The 18,395-nt window shown below is 53.5% G+C and carries 17 protein-coding genes and 1 tRNA gene; 1 reads left to right on the forward strand and 17 read right to left on the reverse strand.

Going from position 1 to position 18,395, the window contains the following annotated elements:
* Positions 1-15: 15 nt before the first annotated feature.
* The 16 genes from NTX71_02270 to NTX71_02345 form a co-directional block, all read right to left on the reverse strand.
* Positions 16-92, reverse strand: a tRNA-Arg gene (locus NTX71_02270).
* Between the two features lie 93 nt (positions 93-185).
* Complete coding sequence (locus NTX71_02275; GenBank protein MCX6338729.1) at positions 186-314, reverse strand: hypothetical protein; 129 nt, start codon at positions 312-314, stop codon at positions 186-188.
* 506 nt (positions 315-820) lie between these two features.
* Positions 821-1,915 (reverse strand): aminotransferase class I/II-fold pyridoxal phosphate-dependent enzyme, encoded by a 1,095-nt coding sequence (locus NTX71_02280; protein ID MCX6338730.1) that lies wholly within the window; start codon positions 1,913-1,915, stop codon positions 821-823.
* 123 nt (positions 1,916-2,038) lie between these two features.
* Positions 2,039-2,443, reverse strand: coding sequence for a WxcM-like domain-containing protein (locus NTX71_02285; GenBank protein ID MCX6338731.1), 405 nt, complete (start codon positions 2,441-2,443; stop codon positions 2,039-2,041).
* A 109-nt stretch (positions 2,444-2,552) separates the two neighbouring features.
* The gene (htpX, locus tag NTX71_02290) at positions 2,553-3,446 is read right to left on the reverse strand and encodes a zinc metalloprotease HtpX (protein ID MCX6338732.1); all 894 of its coding nucleotides are present in this window, start codon (positions 3,444-3,446) and stop codon (positions 2,553-2,555) included.
* A 58-nt stretch (positions 3,447-3,504) separates the two neighbouring features.
* A complete protein-coding gene (locus NTX71_02295) occupies positions 3,505-4,017 on the reverse strand; it encodes a hypothetical protein (protein ID MCX6338733.1) in 513 nt (170 codons plus the stop codon).
* 220 nt (positions 4,018-4,237) lie between these two features.
* Positions 4,238-4,786, reverse strand: coding sequence for a LemA family protein (locus tag NTX71_02300; GenBank protein ID MCX6338734.1), 549 nt, complete (start codon positions 4,784-4,786; stop codon positions 4,238-4,240).
* Positions 4,787-4,945: 159 nt separating this feature from the next.
* On the reverse strand, positions 4,946-5,476 hold the full coding sequence (locus tag NTX71_02305; protein ID MCX6338735.1) for a Fe-S-containing hydro-lyase: 531 nt from the start codon (positions 5,474-5,476) through the stop codon (positions 4,946-4,948).
* A 21-nt stretch (positions 5,477-5,497) separates the two neighbouring features.
* A complete protein-coding gene (locus NTX71_02310) occupies positions 5,498-8,227 on the reverse strand; it encodes a DEAD/DEAH box helicase family protein (GenBank protein MCX6338736.1) in 2,730 nt (909 codons plus the stop codon).
* Positions 8,224-9,441: a PDDEXK nuclease domain-containing protein gene (locus tag NTX71_02315; GenBank protein ID MCX6338737.1), complete on the reverse strand. Its 1,218-nt coding sequence runs from the start codon at positions 9,439-9,441 to the stop codon at positions 8,224-8,226. The genes NTX71_02310 and NTX71_02315 overlap by 4 nt, the downstream gene beginning before the upstream one ends.
* A gap of 47 nt (positions 9,442-9,488) precedes the next feature.
* Complete coding sequence (locus NTX71_02320) at positions 9,489-11,192, reverse strand: site-specific DNA-methyltransferase (protein MCX6338738.1); 1,704 nt, start codon at positions 11,190-11,192, stop codon at positions 9,489-9,491.
* A gap of 116 nt (positions 11,193-11,308) precedes the next feature.
* Entirely contained in the window at positions 11,309-11,725 is a 417-nt protein-coding gene (locus NTX71_02325; protein ID MCX6338739.1) for a hypothetical protein, read from the reverse strand.
* An 894-nt stretch (positions 11,726-12,619) separates the two neighbouring features.
* Complete coding sequence (locus NTX71_02330; protein ID MCX6338740.1) at positions 12,620-13,807, reverse strand: Fic family protein; 1,188 nt, start codon at positions 13,805-13,807, stop codon at positions 12,620-12,622.
* 87 nt (positions 13,808-13,894) lie between these two features.
* Entirely contained in the window at positions 13,895-14,422 is a 528-nt protein-coding gene (locus NTX71_02335; protein MCX6338741.1) for a hypothetical protein, read from the reverse strand.
* A gap of 3 nt (positions 14,423-14,425) precedes the next feature.
* Positions 14,426-14,812 (reverse strand): helix-turn-helix transcriptional regulator, encoded by a 387-nt coding sequence (locus NTX71_02340; protein MCX6338742.1) that lies wholly within the window; start codon positions 14,810-14,812, stop codon positions 14,426-14,428.
* A gap of 128 nt (positions 14,813-14,940) precedes the next feature.
* Positions 14,941-15,783 (reverse strand): fumarate hydratase, encoded by an 843-nt coding sequence (locus NTX71_02345; GenBank protein MCX6338743.1) that lies wholly within the window; start codon positions 15,781-15,783, stop codon positions 14,941-14,943.
* A gap of 117 nt (positions 15,784-15,900) precedes the next feature.
* On the opposite strand from NTX71_02345, the gene NTX71_02350 reads away from it, so the two are divergent.
* Positions 15,901-17,388, forward strand: coding sequence for a right-handed parallel beta-helix repeat-containing protein (locus NTX71_02350; GenBank protein ID MCX6338744.1), 1,488 nt, complete (start codon positions 15,901-15,903; stop codon positions 17,386-17,388).
* A 115-nt stretch (positions 17,389-17,503) separates the two neighbouring features.
* Here the strand turns inward: NTX71_02350 and NTX71_02355 are convergent.
* The coding region (locus tag NTX71_02355; protein ID MCX6338745.1) for a hypothetical protein at positions 17,504-18,395 on the reverse strand (892 nt) is incomplete at its 5' end.

Consider the following 18,395-nt stretch of genomic DNA (forward strand, 5'->3'; position numbering starts at 1 on the left):
TAGTTGCCGCAGTAATGGCGCGCCCGGGGCGGGTCGAACGCCCAACCTTTGGCTCCGGAGGCCAACGCTCTATCCAATTGAGCTACGGGCGCCTTGACTACCGCGACTCGTGGTCGGTCACTCGTGACCCGTCACAAAAATCCATTGCTTCCGAACCACGAGTCACAAGCCCCAAATCACGAACATCACTCTTTCTTCAAGAAATTAGCCAGCGCAATACTGTCGAGCGAAATCAGGAAGCAGAGCAGCAGCAAATCCTGTGGAGTATCAATCTTGCCGATCAACCTCGCCAGGATGAAAAGAATCGTTCCCATACACGCCTCCTCTCATTGGTTAATGGGCCTGTTTACTCAGGCTCGGAATGCTGTTTTCACACCCTTCTATAAGTTTAATATAATGAGAGGTTTCTGACAACCGTTCACTTCCCCACTGTTCACTTCCCCACGGCTTTCCCTGCTTTTAGAAAAGAAATGAATTTCCACCACGGAGAATTCCATAAGTTTAACCGTGGATTATGCGGATTAATTTTAACCACGGATAAACACAGATAGATACAGATTATTACCCCTTTTAGAAACTAGTGTCTTGTCACGGAAATTCCCAGCATATGTCTGTCATCGCGAGCGAAAGCGAAGCGATCTCAACATATTGGCAATCATGAGATTGCTTCGTCGCTACGCTCCTCGCAATGACAGGACTTTTGAATGCTACTTCCGAGACACCACACTAGAAACGAGAGACTGTTGTTGCTGTTTTAAAGTCCTCCGTGCCTCCGTGTCAGATTACACAATAAAACATATAACGATTCGCCGCGGCAAGACTACACGAGACTCCTGAGCACCTCGATTCCGCGATCGAGCGTACGATCCGAGGCGGCGAAGGAAATTCTGAAATGAGTATCCCGCTCCGAAAAGACGGAACCGGGTACGATGATGAGTTTCTTCTCGATTGCTCTCTGCGCGAATGCGCTGCCGCTGCCCCCGGGCGCTTCGGGGAAGAGATAGAACGCACCGCGGGGACGCACGAAACGGTACGTCCCCCTCAATCCCTCGCACACCATGTCCCTTTTTCTCCTGTATTCCATGAGACGGGCGCCCATATCCACCCCGAGGGCGCCGAGGACACCGTGCTGCAAAACCGAGGGAGCGCAGATGAACGAGTACTGCTGGAGTTTGATCATCTCCCCGATTACCTCGCGGGGTCCCGCTGCATAGCCGATACGCCAGCCCGGCACGCCAAAGGTCTTCGAGTAACCGCCGAGAACGAGGGCGGACTCAGAATATCTCCCCATGCATTCGTGAGCAACATCATACGCAAAGAAATCGTAGACCTCGTCAGAAAGAACTACTACCCCCCATTTCGCGGCCAGGGCGGCGATGCTCCTGAGCTGCGCCCCATCGATGAGTGCGCCCGTGGGGTTGCAGGGATTGTTGATGATGACGAGCCTTGCACCTTCCCGCATGGCATGTTCCAGCCTTTCGGCGGTGATGTCGAAATCGGGGTACGTGTCCAGGAAAACCGGTACTGCCCCGACGAGCGCGCACAGGTGCTTGTAAATCACGAAATAGGGATCTGGTATAATAACCCTATCCCCTGGGTTGACGAGGACGAGGAAGGCGAGCATGATGCCGCCAGCCACGCCGGAAGTAATCATGACCTCTTCCGGCTCAAAGCCTTTGCGTTCTCTGAGATAGTGCCTCACCTCGGCCCTGAGCTCCTCCAGTCCCTGCGTGAGGGTATAACGATTATAGCCACTGTGGAGTGCCGTGAGTGTAGAACGTATGACCTCTTGCGGCGGCGCATAATCAGGCTGGCCGATGCTCAGGTTGATAGGGTCATCAATCTGCTGGGCGAGATCGAATGCCTTCCTGATCCCCGAGGAATCTATCTCCCTCATGCGATCCGCAATACGCATATGATCCTTCCTGCAAACCTTCTTAACCAGCAATCGAAGCAGTAATAGCGAACCGGCGAGCTGGAGAGTCGGCGAATTATCGTCGTCGCCGATTCCCCGTTTCGCCCATTCGCCATCTCGCACTCACGCGTGCCCGATCTCCGAGATGAGGGGCACTCGTTCCTTCCTATCGCTTTTTCCCGCCCGGTCGACGAAACACACGATAAATGTGTCACTCATCCCCGTATTGACAAATGCGTGGGCGATACCGGGCGCAATCTTCACCCGCGCGCACTCACTCTCCTGGAATTGGATCTGTTCCTGCCGACCCATCCGATCCTGGACCACCAGTTTTATATGACCGGAAAAACAAACATACTCTGTTGCGGCGAGGTGGCGGTGGTTCCCGCGCACCGCGCCCGGTTTCATAGTGGCCACGTGAACGTTCAATACCTTACCCACCCTGAGCATCCGGGAAGTGAGCGGCTCAAACACTACCCCGCGGGGGTCCCGGTGTCCCGTGAGGCGTTCTATCTTGACCCCTCTCATTACAGTCACTCCCTCCGGTGATGGATCGAAACGGCGAGCCGGAGATTCGGCGAGTCGGCGATAATATTAATTCGCCGTTTCTCCGTTTCACCGTATCGCCGGTTCAGTATCACATCGCCTCCAGTGCCTTGATTCGCTCTTCGATAGGAGGATGTGTCGAGAATAGTTTATTGATGACGCCGCCATGTTCCTTCAGTGGATTGACAATATACATATGAGCGGTTGCCTTGTTGGCCGCCTCCAACGGCTCGGTATCGGCATCCAATTTGCGAAGCGCGTCAGCGAGACCCGTGGGATAACGGGTGAGCATGGCTCCACTCGCGTCAGCAAGGAATTCCCTCTTTCTCGAAATGGAGAGCCTGACGAGCTGGGCGATGATCGGGGCGAGGATGGCGAGCACCAGGCCGACGACTAGGAGGATTACCTGTGCCTGTCCCCCCCCCTCCTCCCGGCGCCGCCTGCCTCCGCCCCATAAAAAGCTGCGCAGTATCCAGTCGCTGAGCAGCGCCACGACTCCGACCATCACCACGACGAGCGAGCCGAATAGGATATCGTAGTTCTTCACGTGCGAGAGCTCATGAGCGATCACCCCCTCGATCTCAAGCCTGTTGAGCTTCTGAAGGAGGCCGGTGGTCACGCAGACGACCGAGTGCTCAGGGTTTCGCCCCGTTGCAAATGCGTTGGGCGCAGTGTCTTCAATGACATAGACCCTGGGGGCCGGAATCCCCGCTGCGATTGCGAGGCCCTCCACAGCATGAAACAGGTGAGGAAATTCATGTTTCTCGAGCGGCCTTGCCCTGCTTATGGCAAGGACAATGCGGTCGCTATAGTAGTAGCTCGCGAAGGCCCAGAGGGTCGCAATGAGCACCGCCAGGACTATTCCCCCATTCCCGAGGGCGCTCAATTGACCGAATACCCATCCGAGGAAGCCGACAAAGAGCACAAATAGGACGCAGAGAATTATGGAATTCCGCTTATTTTTAGATATCTGTTCGTAAATCATATATTAAATCCCAAATCCAAAATCCAAAAATGAAAAAGAGGATATATTTCTTTCCTTATCATGGTTTTGGATATTTCATGGCGAGGTTAGATGATTGAATCAACAATATGCCTAAAAGATTACATAATGATATTCCGAAAACGATTATATAAGCAATACTCGCGAGAAGACTTCCTCCTCGTTTGCTAAAATACTTATTTCCTAATACCACAAAAGCAATCAGAATAAGAACAAACAAAGCTGTGGGTTCCAAACGCATTGAAAGAACTCCCCACGCCGTAGACCTATCCCAAGGCATTTTAATCTTCTTAACTATTCCATTGTCATAGTAAATTACTGCAGACGTATCACTGTCCAAGAAACATAAGGGAACTAGGAATGCGATTCCACCGTCTTTGGCACTTCTTCCCGGGCGCTCCAGCAGCTTATTGGCCTCAGCTATCGTCATGTCAGGACGGATCAATTGAAATCGTCTTAAGAAAAAGAAAGAGCGAAGAGGATATATTAACCCCACCGCCAAATTAAAAACCATGCAAATAGCAAAAAGAGAGGTCAGTCTTTTACGATCCATTTAATCCCGCGGCATAGAGGTACTAGAGCCAAGGTAAGCATCCTCCCCCCTTTATGAAGGAGGATTGAGGAGGGGGATATCTTTTCCCCCATCCTGACTTTCCCCCGCAAGGGGGAAGCAAATTATTTTACCTCGTGCAGCAATCAGTATTCATCCGCGCAAATCCGCGGCAAAAAATCGATATTCTCCGTGTTCTCCGTGCCTCCGTGGTGAAAAATAATTAAAATTTCACCTTCACCGGCTCGCGGGCTGCTGCTTCCTCTATCTCGAAATACTCCTTCTCCGGGAACTTGAACCACTGCGCGATCAGGCTCGATGGGAAGACCTCACGCGTGGTATCATAAGTCATCACCGAATCGTTGTAAAACTGCCGCGAGTAGGCGATCTTGCTCTCCGTTCCGGCGAGTTCCTCCTGGAGCATCAGGAAGTTCTGGTTCGCCTTGAGCTCCGGGTAATTCTCTGCGACCGCGAAGAGCGACTTCAACGCGCCGGTGAGCATATTCTCCGCCTGCCCCTGCTCCCCCACCGTCGAGGCATTGATGGCCTTCGTGCGCGCCTCCGTCACTTTCTGGAACACCTCCCGCTCGTGAGCCGCGTACCCCTTTACCGTCTCGATCAGGTTGGGAATCAGATCGTACCGCCTTTTGAGCTGCACGTCGATCTGCGACCAGGCGTTCTCTATCCTGTTCCTCAACCTCACGAGCCTGTTATAGGCAACAACCACGTACAGGACTATAACCGCAACAACCGCAAGGATGATCTTGCCCATCTGAGCCTCCTTTCTCTTTTATCACATGACGAGCGTATTATATCATAATCTCGTGCTCTTCCATCCTGTATGGCCAAACCCGGAAAATACCTCCCCCTTCGATGGGGGAAGCAAGGTGGGGATGAACTACTCAGTAACGCATGCGGGTGGGATCATCGCCTACCGTGCGTAGAGATCGTTCCCTTTGCAGTCAATGGCGACGATCGCAGGAAAGTTCTCCACCGCGAGCTCGGTAATCGCCTCGGCGCCAAGATCCTCATAGGCAACAACCCTCGCTTTCTTGACACGTGCGGCGAGGAGCGCCCCCGCGCCGCCCACCGCCGCGAAATACACAGCCCCATGCTTCTTCATCGCATCGATCACTTCCTTGCTCCTCGGCCCCTTCCCGATCATCCCCTTCAGGCCGAGCTCCATCGTCTTCGGGGCGAACGCGTCCATCCGGTAGCTCGTGGTCGGCCCCACCGAACCGATCGGTTTTCCCGGCGGCGCCGGAGAAGGGCCAGCATAGTAAATAATCTGGCCCTCCAGCTCAACCGGCGGCTTCTCCCCCTTGGCCACGGCCTCCGTGAGTCTCTGGTGTGCCGCATCGCGAGCCGTATAGATGATCCCCGTGATGAGGACGCTGTCGCCGGCCCTTAATTTACCCACGACCTCATCTGTGAGTGGAGTCCGTATCTCTATAGCTGACATATCATACCTCCTTGAAAGATTTTATCCCTCCCGTGACTGTTTCGGGGCAGCCCCGTCGCAAAATACGTAGGTCGCGGTCAACCCCTGGAGTGTCTTGTTGTCCTCAATTTCATCATGCGGTATCAGCAGATACGACCACGGTTTGCCGCCGTGTTTGCGCTCGTGCTCCGTAGCGTACCTGCACCATTCCGCCGCGGCACTGGCCTTGGCTTGCACCTCTTCATCCGCTATCTCATTCGCGGCCTTCGGCTCACAAAGAAACTTCGCCGTCTCGGTCTCGACCACGAAATCCGGCTCGTAGGACGCCTCACTCGCGTAGTGAATCTGGAAGTCGCCTTTTGCGGGTTTGAACCATTTCAGGACATCCTTGTCGTTTTCCAGAATGACCGCGAAGCGACGCTCCGAGTCCGAATCGAACTTCTGGACCCGGTAAAGGCACTTCCCGAACCCGGCAAAGAGCATCTTGCGAATGTCCTGTTTGTTCGAGACCGGCGCGCGGAAATCCCGCTCGGTTTCCCCGGCGGGGGCCGAGTAGTTGTTGGGGCGCATCGTCGTGAAACCCTTGCTCACGTGCGCTTCATAAGCCGCCGCCTTCTCCTGGTAGTGTTCTTGCATCTGGGCGTGGATCATGCTCACCAATGCCTGCTTGTGGTACTGAACGCCATTCAATACCTCGTCCTCATTTTTTAGATATAACCGTAAATGCGCCACAACTTGCCCGGCCAGTTTGTAGAGCAGCCCCGCGTGGTCGTCGTAGCAAATGTCGTTGAAGTCAATAAGACCGCGCACGAGGTAGTCTTCGAGCTTCTCCTCCGGCACAATACCGGTGCCACTCAAGAGCCGATGCTGTTCCCGCCGGTGCAGTTCCTGAATAAGAATCTCGTTGTCCACCGGCTGAAGGCGGATGCCGTTGAGGTTAAGTCTGAACTCCCGATAGCCTCGCGTCACATCGCCCACGGGCTGGATCGTGATCCGGGGGATATCAATCGAAAGCTCGTTCCGGAGCATGATGGTCCTGGCCACGACCTCGGCCACATTGACTTTCTCCCCTACCCCTTCCAATTCTCCCTGGGCCGGGGTAATGATTTCCTTCACTTTCTCGACAATCTGTTTCTGAATTTCCGGCTTGGTCAGGTCGGACGAACGCGGCAGGCGTTCGTACTCACGTCGAATGACCTCCAGCGTGGCCTTCGCCGCCTCCTGTTGCCCGGGCGAATCGAAGAGGAGCCTTTGCTGGGAGGGCGCCCCCCCATTCTTTCTATACGTGGAAGTGGACTCGTTCATACGATTCACAATCTCCGGTTCGGCCACCACCACCTTGGACCGCTCGTCGTTGACGTAAACGACCTTCAGGCCACCCCGGATGACGGAATCCGGGCTATTGGCGTAATCCACAATCTCCTGAAACTTGTCGTGCGATACGATGGTCAAACGGTCCACCGCGCCCACGCCCGTCCGCTTTCCATAGGGCAGACGCAGACCGCGGCCGATGGACTGCTCCACGAGCGTTTTCGAGCTCGCAGCCCGGAGAGGGACTATGGTATAGAGGTTTGTGACGTCCCAGCCTTCCTTGAGCATGTTGACGTGGATAACGATTTCCGTCGGGTTCTCCGGTTTTTCCACGTTGATGAGCTGCTCGATGGTCTCGTCCTTCTCCTCGCCGCTCTGCTTCGAATGGACCTGGATAACTTTGCCCTTATAGCGGCCCTCGAAGAAATCCTTCTCCCCGATTGCATTCATGAGGGCGTCGGCATGACCGGTATCCCGCGCGATCACCAGCATAAAGGGCTTCACGATGGGCTTGCCGTTCTCTCGAGCGTAAACCTCCAGTTCGACTTTGGTGTTCTCGTGAATGCGAACGCCATCCTCGAGTTTCAGCCGCTCCAGCCCGGCCTCGTCATAGTTCCGGGCATCGAAGTTCTCGCGGGTCGCCACGGCGGGTTCCTTGACGAACCCATCCGTCATGGCGTTCGACAGCGGATAGCTGTAGATGACGTTCTGGAAAGGCTGGGTGCCGCCGCCGCGTTCCACGTGCGGCGTGGCGGTAAATTCCAGGCCCAGGATGGGCGCAAGCTCGCTGATGGCCTTCATCCCCGCCGATGCCCGATAGCGGTGGGACTCGTCCATGAGAAGCACAAGATCGTCCAGCTTCGATAGGTAATCGAAATAGCTCTGCCCGATGTATTCCTGAAGCCGTCGGAAACGCGGGACATTGCTTTTGGCCGCGCCCTTGGGCGTCTCGATGCTCGTGATCTTCGAGATGTTGAAGATATTGACGTGCACCCTCTCATCCTCGCCAAAGAGCGTCCTGGCCCTAACGCCGCGTCCGCTCTCATAGTTGTCGCCGGTGATGATCTCCGGCGGTTCGACCGCGAACTCGGCGATGCCTTGGAATACATACTTGGGTGTATTGGGAGTGAAGTCGGCGATGAGCTTGTTGTAGATGGTCAGGTTCGGTGCGAGCACGAAGAAGTGCCGGATGCCCTCGGCCTTGTAAAGGTAGGCGATGAACGCGCCCATGAGGCGCGTCTTGCCCACGCCCGTCGCCAGGGCGAAGCAGAGCGAGGGAAAGTCCCTTTCGAAGTCGGCGACTGTCGGGTACTCGGCTTGAATCGCCTTGAGCGTCCCGGCAATATCGGCGTTCTTCTCCATCGGGACGATGTCGCAGAGCCGGGCGAGAATCTCCAGCGAATCACGCTGGGGGGGCCGGAGGCTGAGGCGGTTGGCGATGGTGTTGACGTGCGGATTCATTTCGCACCCCTGTTCCGCTTCGGCGCGGAAAGCGCCCTCACCTCGCGCCGGAGTTCGGCCTGGAGTTCGGCCTCGCTCGGAAGATATAGTTTGTACCGGCTGGCGAATATCTTCTTCTGCTGATCTTTACCCAGCGTATATCGGACGACGGCATCGTTCTTGTCCGCGCAGAGAATCAGCCCCAATGTCGGATTGTCGCCCTCTGTCCGGCGTTCGCGGTCGTAGTAGTTAACATAAAGCTGGAGCTGGCCCAGATCCTGATGCGTGAGTTTGCTGGTCTTGAGGTCAATGATGATGTAGCACTTCAGAATGGTGTGGTAGAAGACGAGGTCGATGTAGAAGTGGTCGCCGTCCAGCGTAAGCCGTTCCTGCCGGGCCACGAAGGCAAAGCCCTTGCCCAGCTCCAGCAGGAAGATTTGCAGATTGCTGATCAACGCCTCCTCAAGATCGGTCTCCACCAGTTTCGGTGACTCCGGTAGGCCCAGGAACTCCATGACAACCGGGTCTTTGAAGACATCGGCCGGTCTCTGGACCTCGTGCCCCTTGGTTGCCAGTCGCATCAATCCTTTCTTGTCCCGGCTCAAGGCCAGACGCTCATAGAGAAGGCTGTTGATCTGCCGTTCCAGTTCCCGCGCTGCCCAGTTGTTCTTGATGGCTTCGATCTCGTAGAACGCGCGAGCCTCCGCCTTGTCCACGCGCAACAGCGTCCGGTAGTGCGTCCAGGACAGGTTGGGGTGCAGGAATCCTGGTTGCCAGGATTGGCTACGCGGCGCGTAGCCTTTCGTGATACCGCCAGCCAGCGGCTCTATCAGAAAAAGGCCGCGCTCCGCGTCGAAAATCGCAGGCGCGCTGGATTTCCGAGGCGGTGCGTCGGATTTCCCACGCGGCGCGTGGGAAATCTTCGGCCCATCGTCGCCAAGCTGGTTGCGAGATTCCCCACGCACTGCGTGGGGAATCCGGCTCTCGACAAGATTGGGGTAAGTCAGATAAAAGTCCCGAAAGTGTTCGAGGTTGTTGACCGAATAGCCTCTGCCGAAATCCTTCTCCATCCTGGTGGAAAGGTCCGCGATTAAGCGCGCGCCATAATCGGCTCTCTTTCCGCCCCTCTGCACTTCCTCCACGATCTCCCGTCCGATCAGCCAGTTGGCCACCACTTGGGTCGTGTTCACCGAGCGGGCCACGGTGCTTCTGGCGAAATCCAGTATCTGCCGGATGCGTTCATACATCTGCAACGATGGTTTCGATAAGCCTGTTTTTAGTTTCACGGTTTCTTCTCCTGCGGCGGAAGGTCAAAAAGCGATGGTTGCTGGATCTGCGCCCGCCGCTCTGCTTTCGTGCGTGTTTTCTTCTTTTGCTCATCCGCGGTCATCTGCGCAATCGGAGGTTCCTCTCTGATCGGCAGATTCTCAATCTCCAAGCTATAGTCGTCCTTGCCCCATTCGCAACGGGTCAGGACAGCCTTTGGAATTTTCTTCACCGTCAAATTGGGAAAATCGTCGAGGCTCTTTACCCGGAACGCCCCGCACATAATGAGGAGCGAGCGGCCTTCGCCCACCTCGTCCGAAAGCTTCTGTAGTTGCTCGCGGGTGAGCGTTTGAGTAGTCACATAGATGAAATCGTTCTCGGTGGAATGGCCGTGTTGCCAGTACACCGTCTCGCTCGGGGCATAGCTAAAGCCCTCCAGCTTGCAAATCGCCTCAGCCAGCATGGCGGGATTGTACTCCTTGCTGATGACCCAGTTGCCGAACTGGTCCTTCTCGAGAAGGGACGGCCCAAGGCGATAGTAGCGGAATCCGCCGCCGCCTTTCCAGCCCACGGCCCCCGTGATTCCGCCCTTGTCCTCGCCGTCGATGACCTTCTTCAGCCGCGGGATAATATGCGTGTGGCAGTGCTCGCCAAGTTCCACCATGATCCATCGGCGCCCCATCTTGTGCGCTACTGCTCCTGTGGTGCCTGAACCAGCGAAGGAGTCGAGGACCAAGTCCCCCGGACGGCTGCCCAGTTCGAGGATGCGCTGGAGAAGGCGTTCCGGTTTTGGGGTCGAAAACACATCTTCAGTATTGAAGGCAATGGCTTCTTTTTTCGCATCCTGGTTGTGGCCAACCTCTTCATGAAGCCAGATGGTTTTGCAGACAGCACCTTGCTTCACCTCTGAGAGAAACCGCTTGATTCGAGGAACATTGGTTCCCTTGGGACCAAACCAAATACGATTATCCTTTTTGTATTCTTCAAGTCGTTGTTTTGAAAGGCGCCAACAAGAACCACCTGGAGGATTTACTATTCGCCCAGAAGGAGTTGTAATAGAGTAATCATATTCTGCAGAATAAGTTTTTACATCAAGGCCACCAGACATCCATTTTCCACGAGGGTCGTTATCTGGATTTTTATAACGCGCGTTCATTTCATCAGTACGTGGCAAGGGAAAGGGCCTCCAGATTTCTTTGTTCTTTGCAAAAACTAAAATGTGGTCGTGGCTATCAGACAGCCACTTAGCATCATTCTGTGGTGAAAATTTCTTTTGCCAAATGGCATTTGCCACAAAGTGTTGTCGTCCAAAAACCTCGTCACATAGCACCTTCAAGTAGTGACATTCGTTGTCGTCAATGGTCATCCAAAGAGAGCCATCCACTGCAAGTAAACGATGGACAAGCTCCAACCGATCTCGCATGAGCGACAACCAAAGCGAATGCTCGATCCCGTCGTCGTATTGCTTGAACGCCGAGCCGGTGTTGTAGGGCGGGTCTATGAAGACGCACTTGATCTTCCCCGCGAACTCCTGCTCCAGCGCCTTGAGGGCGAGGAGGTTGTCGCCGAAGATGAGCCGATTGTCGAAAAGGTCGCTCTTGCCGGTTCGGAATAACGCGTGGTGGGACTTGGCCGGATCTTCGACAAGGATGCGCGGCTCCAGCTTCGGCCGGTTCTCCTTCCCGATCCAGGTTAGCTCTAACTTTTGCTTATTATTCATCGTTCAATTCCCATGCATGTCAGAGGCCGGCTTGCCTGCCACAGTCCCGATCTCTCCAGATTGATTATTCCGCTACTCTGTCAACTCGATTGAGTGATTATATCATCGTAGTCTTGTCACGATAACTTCAGTTGATGCAATATCGCACGGCACCGAAAAGCCTGTATGAGACAATAACCGGAAGTCGGACGATAATGCGCGGTGCGCACCAGATTGAGGCGATGGAGCACCTGACTGCGGCCACAACGAATCCGTACTGAGAAGATCTGCTTGGAAACAGAGGCTGAAATATGAACAACATCTTTCTCGCGATTAAAACCATTGAGATGCCCAATTCGAGGATCGCGGTAATCGTGCGGTTCAACTCGCTCGTTCTCTTGGTAGGTAATTTGTACATCTCCATTGACCCTTAGAACGGTGCCAACTCCATAATTCATAAGGACTCCGCTTCCCAATAATTTAAACCCAATCCATGGAGGGTCAGGGATCTCCGGCTGCGGGTCACTGAAACGCATCTCAGCCTCAAGCCGCATATTGGACTGCTCTCCTGTATGAGCAAGGGCAAAAGAATGTCAGAAGATAAAAGGCGCACCGAACTCCAAACCCCCATCGGGCCTTTGATAGCGGTGACACAACGGCGGTGTAATAAGCAGCTCTGCGTGCTTTGGGTATTCGAAAGGGAACGCAGGAGGGCGTGGGTAACGCGTGACTTCGGAGAGAGGCAAAGTCGAAAGGCTCCAGATAAAAGCCTGCTCAGCCTGGTTTCTGAGATTAGCAAGCCCTGAGGGACTAAGTGTGTACCGGAGCACCCTCGCCGGCAGAAGGTTAAACGGAATAGGTTTTGCGCTACACGCATTTTGGAGTACAAGAACCTGGGGACGCAAACGCCATGCGGCAGCGACACCAAGCTCCATCATGACCGATGGATTTTCTCTCGTGACGTCGAAGATTAAGAGTTCAGCATGATACAGAGCGTTCCAAATTTCATCGTGAATAATGCTCGGTCTTGTAGAAGTTATCGCCCTTTCAAGATGGCCTTGTGCGCCAGCAACACGACATGCTGTTTCCAGTGCGCTTCGCAACTGGACTTCGACGAGTTCAAATTCGGGATCGGAGGGTGAAAGAAAGTACGCATTGATCCGGCCTGGACTCATTTCGAAGGGGGTGGGTCTTGGAAGATTATCATTCGGCCAAACAGTCATCGCGGAACCTCTCCTCTACAAGCAGCTTCTCATATTTAGTCAGACCATCAGAACTATCCGGGATTTCCGGATAGTTGCTCCAGATCTCAACTCGCCCTCCTCTCAAATATCCTATAAATGATTATTGACGGGCCGAACGACTTTCTGGAATAGATCTCAATCTATTCATGCTGGAGCGGGTTAAACCCACGCTACGATTTTGACACAGTTAGAATCCTTACCGTCTCAGGACAGGAAACTGTGCGTTTTGGCTTTCGGCATCTCCTTCACGCTCTTGAAAAATTCCGTCTCTGTGATTTCTGTCGGCCATTCGAGCCTCGCAAAAAATTCGTACCGGTTTTCCGGCAGTTTCCGATAGCTAATCGCTCGCAGATAGAGCAGGTAATTGATGTCCCGTATCAAGGCCTTGTACGGGTTCTTCAACGGCTTGTAGATTGCGGCCGTCCGCTCCGCCAAGATCTCCAGCATCATTGAGTCCACACTCAGAAGCAGTTTCAGTACCTCAATATGTCTTTCGGCAATGACACGCTTTCTCGTGGTTCGCAGACGATTGAATAAATTGAACATAACGTCGCGGAACAGGGCTCTGGCAACATTCTTTCGGATCTCGGCGAACAGCCGGTTGCATTGGGTTTCTATGCCTTTTAGTCCAAAAACCAAGAAGGGTGTCATGTCGTTACCCGCGGCGCGAACCTCGGCCAGCGACTTCAGGTAGTTGTTTTTCTCTTCGTAGTAATAGTTGGACATTGCAATGAAGAGGGTATCTCGCAGACCCACTCTCTGCAACATCAATGCCTCCATGGCGCGCGCTGTCCGTCCGTTGCCGTCACAAAATGGATGCATCGCGGCAAAGTGGTAATGAAGCGCCAGTGCCTGGATAAGCGGATCGTGTCCTCGGAATTCGTTTTGGACCGAATCACACAATGCATTGAACGCCGCTTCGCACTCCTCGCCGCCTTCGGCGCCGCGATGTGATGGCGTTCCGAACGTAACATTTACGTCCTTCCGCCTCAGTTCGCCCGGTGCACAATGGTCGTCGTCGGCGCCGGTGATAATCATTCGGTGAACTTCGCGGATCAAGTTATTGTTTACGGGGCGATCCGCCGGCAACTTGGCGATCCAACGATATGTAAGCACGGCCGCCGCGGCCTGCCGCTGGGAACGTGTGTGCAACTGCTCGGGCGTCTCGGCCATGGCTGCGTCCAGTTCCTTCTCCGTGAAATCTGCCCCTTCTATGCGCGAAGTTCCGGCAACCTCCCGCTTGAGTTGAACAACCTGCAACTGGTCGATCCAGCTTCGCTGGTAGGGGATATTGGTTAGGGAAAGTATCGCCGCCTTGGCGGCCATGAGCGGATTCGCTATCTTTGTAAAATCGTATCTGATCCAATTGTCTGGGATTTCGTACTTAATCATGTCACTATTATAGCAGATTTCATTTCCGCATCAATGCCAATATTGACTAGCTGTATCTATTTGCATAATAGTCTGTTATAGCTTACATTAATCTGCTTTGAACTCATTCATAGTCACCATCATTTCCAACTCGTTTCCTGCAAATCCTCTGCCTTTAGCTGTCAGTTGATGCTTCTGCAATGAGCTTCTCGGTTTGCCAGAAATGGGAGATTCCAGCCAGTTATAATCCTCTTCCGAGATAAGTGCAAGATCCTGTTTCCACCTGGCAATAGAATCAATCGTTTTCCAGTAGGCCAGTAGCCATTCACGATGTAAAACCCAATGAGCGATCTCGTGTGCCAAAGAATACCTATAAAAACTAGTTTGATTATTGTATTGGTTGGCATCAACCGAAATAATAAGCCGGTCGGAACACAAACCAATTTGAGCAGGTGTTCCACATTCATCGTGAACTCCTGCCACAATCCTAAGTTCTATCCCTAAATCAAACTCCGCAATCTCCTCAATATCCAGAGGATAGCTGCGCTCTGCCAAATGATACTCATCGGCAAACCCATCAGCCTTACCCGCAATCTGCTCCCATGTGAGATACGGGCGTTTGGGAAGTTGTAGCATAAACTACGCCCTTCGCAGTTTTTCCACTAATCGATCAAGTTCTTCTGGCGTCGGACGTTGCCTCCGCAACGTGCGGAAAAAAATTGGCAGCATCTTTATCACTTCCTTGTCGGACAACAAGTCGCGAGGAATAATTCCCCTATCCGCTGCAGCCAGATCAGAGAACCTATACCATTTGTCAGTGCCCTTTTTAATCTCAAGCGCCGCGGCATAGCGCTCCAGAATGTCGCTGTCCTGCGGTGGCGGCCAGATACTCCGCTCTATCTTGCTGATGTTTCCCGGATCGGCCTGCGCTCGCTTACAGAACTCCCGTAATGTGATCCTCTTCTCGAATCTGAGCGCTTTAAGATACTCCCCAAAATGTTGGAAGGCCCCCTTTCCCCCCTTCACAAATCACCTCCTCATGTTGTAATGTTGTAATAACACTACAACATATTTTGTATTAAATCAACAACAATTTCCCTACATATAGCCACAAAATCACGCAATGTGTTTGCCGAGTCAGCCCATGCACACTTTCAAAGCACACGCACCCCATGCCTGTACGCATGGCAGCAAATATTCACGGCAACCGGCATGCCGGCGATGTGCGTCGCAAAGTCATTCACATGAACCGCAAGCGCGGTAGTGGTGCCTCCCAGCCCCTGGGGTCCTATTCCTGTCTTGTTGATTTCCTCAAGGAGATCCTCCTCAAGCTTCGCGAGATCCTCCTTTGTGCTCTTTCCCCCGAGCGGCCTCGTCAATGCTTCTTTAGCCATTATCGCCGCCTTTTCAAATGTCCCCCCGATGCCAACGCCTACCACGATCGGGGGGCAGGGATTCCCTCCCGCCTTCTTCACGCACTCGACCACGAAATCCTTAACTCCCTTGTATCCCTCCGTCGGTTTCAGCATCTTCACAAAACTCATGTTCTCGCTGCCGAATCCCTTGGGGGCGACGGTGATCTTGACCTTGTCCCCTGGAACTATCCGCGTATGGATCACCGCCGGTGTGTTATCACCGGTGTTGCCCCTTGCGATCGGATGCTTCACGACAGATTTTCGTAGATACCCTTCTTTATACCCCTGCCGCACACCCTCATTCACCGCTGATTCGAGGTCGCCGCCGACAAGGTGCGCCTCCTGTCCTATCTCCAGAAAGACGATCGCCATCCCCGTGTCCTGGCAGATGGGGAGCCTCTCTTCCCGTGCGATACGCGCGTTCTCGAGGAGTGTTTTGAGCACTTCCTGGCCGACTGAGGACTTTTCACTTTTGAGTGCTTTTTTGAATGCTTCAAGCACATTCTCATCTGCGATGATATTTGTCTCGATACACAATTCCTTCACCGCACGGGTAATTTCCTTGACGTCAAGTTCTCTCATGGCCCCCTCCATAACCGACCTATTACCATCCTTTACACTTTTATGATGCGGATTTCTCATCTATATGGTACTATTATAATATAAGTTTATCCGCAAAATGCAAGGGAGGAGTATGTTATGAAAAACCCCGCGCGTATCTTCCTCAATATGTGCCTTGTGTTATCCATCACCGTTACTGCTGTTCAGTCAGCCGAGAAATATGTGACCACCACGGGGAGCAATAGCCCCGGCGGCGGGACGCAGGAAAATCCATGGGCTACCATTAAATATGCCCTCTCGCGTGTGAGCGGATCCGTAGATGACCCTGTGACCATATGCGTCGCACAGGGGACATACTACGAGTACGAGATTAGCATGAAACCATATGTTTCAATATACGGTGGATATGATCCCTCGACATGGGAGAGAAATATCATCGCTTATCAGACAATCGTCGATGGGCAATATGGTGCCGGATCAGATCCCGATATTTTTAACGGCGCAGACAACGCTGTCCTGGATGGCCTGACTATTCAAAACTCTACTGATGATGGCGTCGACTGCAATACAAAATCCCCTACAATCACCAATTGTCATATTTTGCAATGTATTAAAGGCAATGGTAGAGGGATCGCTGGGGAGACCGGGGTACCGATCATTCGTAACAATATTATTGAAGGAAACAGATATGGAATAGAAAGTCACCTGCAATCTCTGGGTACCGTAATCATAGAAAATAATTTGATTATCGGATCAATCACTTATGGTATATATGTGTCCTCAAACGCGCGTATAATAAATAACACCATTGACAATAATATAAGCGATAATATTTACGTTGGCTCCGGAGGCACTGCTGTCCCCACGATGTTGATTCAGAACAACAATATCACCAGAAGTCACAGCGATGGGATCTATATCAGTACCAGTATCTTAGCCACAGGGATAACTATCAACTATAACAATGTGTGGGCCAACCAGAGTGAAAATTATCGGGGGCTTGCTGCCGCTGGCAAAAATGATATATCACAGGACCCTAGATACGTACTTCCTCTCCCGCAAACAGGTTCCTCGACCGATTATGATTACCACCTGAAATCAAACTCACCTTCGAGAGACAAGGGAACTAACGATGGTGCGCCTGAGGATGACCTCGATGGGAACCCGCGACCTCGAGATGGGAAAACAGACATTGGCTGCTATGAATACCAACCGCCCCCGCCGACTCCAACTCCGCAACCGCCTCCGCCACCACCGCCGTTTGAAGTGCGCGTGAACAGCAATTCACTGTCAACCGGAGGACCTTTTAGAGTTGATGTGACAGTACCTCCCTGCGGCCAGGCTTTCGATGCGTGGGGTGTGATCAAAGGGCAAGGAGTGTTGTACTCTTTTGTCCTCAACAAACCCGGTCAGCTCAGGAGGGGCGCTGCTCCTCTGATACAAGGAGTGTCTCGCTTATCAAATGTATATGAGGGCTGCCTCTGCAATTTGCCTGCCATTCCCGCAGGGGCTGAGGGCCAGTACTCCGTTATCGTCGGTCTTGTCTCCACGGGCGTCAAACCAAGAAGTATCAATGACACCCTACCCGGCTACGCCGATCAAGAGCAGGTCACCGTAGGTCAGTAGACGTTGTATATAATTCCTTCCCTTTAAAGAAATTACAGAAGAATCCGTCCCGCTGCGGAGAAATTAATACTCAACGGCCGGAGGGTGTTGGAGTTGCCTGCAACGTCTACAACTTCTATCGGGCCACTGAGAAATCTACCCGCGCGATATTGCTGAAGAGATCCCGCAGTGTGCCCTGGGGCGGTCTGTAGAGCGCCGCGGAGAGGGCGTAGCTACCCGGCATGACGTTCGGCGGCACAGGGAAGCTGAAGAGGCTGCGCATCGGCGTCTGCCGCAGCGTGACATTCCTGTAGACAGGCACCGCAGCACGGCTCCATGAGCCGCGCCCCGTCAGGTAGAAGCGCAGACCGCCGGGCACTTCTGCCCAGAAGAAAAGATCACCTGTGTGGGTGTAGGGGAAAGTGCCCTTTTGAATCGCGTAGCTGACATGGAGGACGGAGGAACCCGCCGTGTAGCTGCTCGCATCAGTGGAGAGCGTGATTGTGGGTCCCCCTGTTACGGAGACCAGGGCTCCGCGCGGGTTGTTCGCTACTGTCGGGCGTACGCCGCAGCCGATGGCATACACCTCCTCCTGCGTTTTATAATTTCCGAGCGCGTCGTGGATTTCGAATATGCTCTTGCCCGTGGACCATTGCCCGCTGCCCACGATGATCTCATCATAATCCTTCGGCGCTGCTCCCCCCGCTCCTATCTCCTCAGAGATAATGTTGCCCGCCGCGACCCATATCTCTCCCTTTGTCTGATAGCGGGTAAAAGTATTGAATGACCGCAGCAAATCGCCCTGGCCGTTCAGGACCAGCACACCGGAGACTCCCACCACCCCCACCCCCACAATGATCTCCTCCCCGCTCTCGGGGGCCACATCCCCGCCCGCCACCGAAAAACCGCTCAGGAAGCTGGCGCCCAGGTAGCGGCTGAGGTCGAGCACCCTGATGAGGCTGCCGTCGACACCGCTGTATATCAGTATCGTCGGAGGCCCTGCCTTTAAATAGGGTATGCCGCGCGGT

The sequence above is a fragment of the Candidatus Auribacterota bacterium genome (genome assembly GCA_026392035.1).
Taxonomy (GTDB): Bacteria; Auribacterota; Tritonobacteria; order UBA1439; family UBA1439; genus JAPLCX01.

Bases quoted from the DNA above. Each gene is read 5' to 3' on its own strand.
- NTX71_02275 (MCX6338729.1), bottom strand. From the start codon at position 314: ATGGGAACGATTCTTTTCATCCTGGCGAGGTTGATCGGCAAGATTGAT.
- NTX71_02280 (MCX6338730.1), bottom strand. From the start codon at position 1,915: ATGCGTATTGCGGATCGCATGAGGGAGATAGATTCCTCGGGGATCAGG.
- NTX71_02285 (MCX6338731.1), bottom strand. From the start codon at position 2,443: ATGAGAGGGGTCAAGATAGAACGCCTCACGGGACACCGGGACCCCCGC.
- htpX (MCX6338732.1), bottom strand. From the start codon at position 3,446: ATGATTTACGAACAGATATCTAAAAATAAGCGGAATTCCATAATTCTC.
- NTX71_02295 (MCX6338733.1), bottom strand. From the start codon at position 4,017: ATGGATCGTAAAAGACTGACCTCTCTTTTTGCTATTTGCATGGTTTTT.
- NTX71_02300 (MCX6338734.1), bottom strand. From the start codon at position 4,786: ATGGGCAAGATCATCCTTGCGGTTGTTGCGGTTATAGTCCTGTACGTG.
- NTX71_02305 (MCX6338735.1), bottom strand. From the start codon at position 5,476: ATGTCAGCTATAGAGATACGGACTCCACTCACAGATGAGGTCGTGGGT.
- NTX71_02310 (MCX6338736.1), bottom strand. From the start codon at position 8,227: ATGAATCCGCACGTCAACACCATCGCCAACCGCCTCAGCCTCCGGCCC.
- NTX71_02320 (MCX6338738.1), bottom strand. From the start codon at position 11,192: ATGAATAATAAGCAAAAGTTAGAGCTAACCTGGATCGGGAAGGAGAAC.
- NTX71_02325 (MCX6338739.1), bottom strand. From the start codon at position 11,725: ATGCGGCTTGAGGCTGAGATGCGTTTCAGTGACCCGCAGCCGGAGATC.
- NTX71_02330 (MCX6338740.1), bottom strand. From the start codon at position 13,807: ATGATTAAGTACGAAATCCCAGACAATTGGATCAGATACGATTTTACA.
- NTX71_02335 (MCX6338741.1), bottom strand. From the start codon at position 14,422: ATGCTACAACTTCCCAAACGCCCGTATCTCACATGGGAGCAGATTGCG.
- NTX71_02345 (MCX6338743.1), bottom strand. From the start codon at position 15,783: ATGAGAGAACTTGACGTCAAGGAAATTACCCGTGCGGTGAAGGAATTG.
- NTX71_02350 (MCX6338744.1), top strand. From the start codon at position 15,901: ATGAAAAACCCCGCGCGTATCTTCCTCAATATGTGCCTTGTGTTATCC.